This window comes from Luteibacter sp. P4_E6 (assembly GCF_056401535.1).
In genome coordinates this window covers 1-1,548 of the sequence record NZ_JBFUJE010000735.1, presented here as the reverse complement: position 1 = coordinate 1,548, position 1,548 = coordinate 1, and the positions used below count along the sequence as shown (strand labels likewise).

Genomic DNA, 1,548 nt, shown 5'->3' with positions numbered 1-1,548 from the left:
GACCAGCGGGGAGCTTAGTCCTTCGGGCGGGAGAACGGCTAGGTGTTAAGGGGTGTCGCTAGCACCCATCGCCGCTGAAGCGGCTCCCACACTGCTGTAGGAGCCGTTCAGCGGCGATGGGTGGAACGCGACACCACAGGATCAGACCGGAATCTGTGCCAGCTGGGCCAGGCGACGGACGGCGACCGAGGCGATCGGGTAGTCCGCGTTCTGGGTGAGGATTTCCGCAAGCATCGCGCGGGTGTACTTGAGCGTGGCATCGTCACGCTGCAACCAGGCCTGGACCGGGCTGACATCCGTGCGATCACCGGCGACCGAGATCACCTGCAGGGCAAGGGCACGATGCTGGGCGTTGAGCTCGTCCAGCAATGAACCGCGCGCTTGTGCGTGCCATGCGCCTTCCACGTTGAGCGCTTCGATCTGGCCACGCAGCCACTCGAGGTCGAGGGCTTCGGCCAGTTCGTAGAACACCTTGGCTACCGTAGCGATGTCCTTGCCGCTCTGCTTGGACACTTCGACCATGTCCAGTGCCGGACGCAGCACGGACACGCGCGCCAGGCGAACAGCCAGCGTGTCCGGCACGCCCAGGCCTTCCCACTTCTCCTGGCTCGCGGCGAAATCGCCCCGGCCGGTATTGGTAAGGCCATCAGGCAAGGCCTGACGCAGCACGCTCACTTCGCTGGCATAGCGGTCGACGTTGGCCGCGATGTCCAGCGTGCCGCCCGGACGATTGAGCAGCCAGCGGGTCAGGTGGCGCAACAGCGACCAGATCTGCAGGATCGCGTCGATCTGGGTGTCCTCGGCGACCGTGCCGTCGAGCGCTTCGATTTCGGCCCACAGTTCACGGGCATCGAGGATCTCGCGCGCAGCGGTGTACGCCTTGGCAATGGACGCCGGGCCGTGGCCGGTGTCTTCCTGCATGCGCATCATGAACGTGGCGCCCATGCGGTTGATCGTCGAGTTGGTCACCGCGGTGGCGATGATCTCGCGCTTCAGGCGATGGCGCTGCATGTGCTCGGCGTACTTTTCGTGCAGCGGCACGGGGAAGTAACGCACCAGCTCACGCGAGAGGTACGGATCTTCCGGCACGTCGGAATCCAGCAGCTGCTGGAACAGGCGAATCTTGTCGTACGACAGCAGTACCGACAGTTCCGGACGCGTGAGGCCCTGCCCACGGAGCTTGCGCTCGGTGAGTTCGGCAGCCGTCGGCAAGGATTCGACCGCACGGTCGAGCATGCCCTCGGCTTCCAGCGTGCTGATGAAGTGGGCCATCGAGCCCAGGCGACGCACCGACTGGTGCTCCATCACGGTGATGGCCTGGTTCTGACGGTAGTTGTCCCACAGCACGAGGCGACCGACTTCGTCCGTCATCTCGGCAAGCTGCTTGTTGCGGCCTTCGAAGGTGAGCTCACCACGCTGCACGGCGTCGTTGAGCAGGATCTTGATGTTCACCTCGTGATCGGAGGTATCCACACCCGCGGAGTTGTCGATGAAGTCGGTGTTGAGCAGCACGCCCGCCTGGCCGGCCTCGATGCGACCCTTCTGGGT

1 protein-coding gene is annotated in these 1,548 nt (G+C 64.5%); it reads right to left on the bottom strand.

Annotated features, from left to right (window positions below):
- Window positions 1-141: 141 nt before the first annotated feature.
- On the bottom strand, window positions 142-1,548 hold a 1,407-nt coding region (locus tag AC1DT2_RS22915), incomplete at its 5' end, for an NAD-glutamate dehydrogenase domain-containing protein (RefSeq protein ID WP_477298973.1).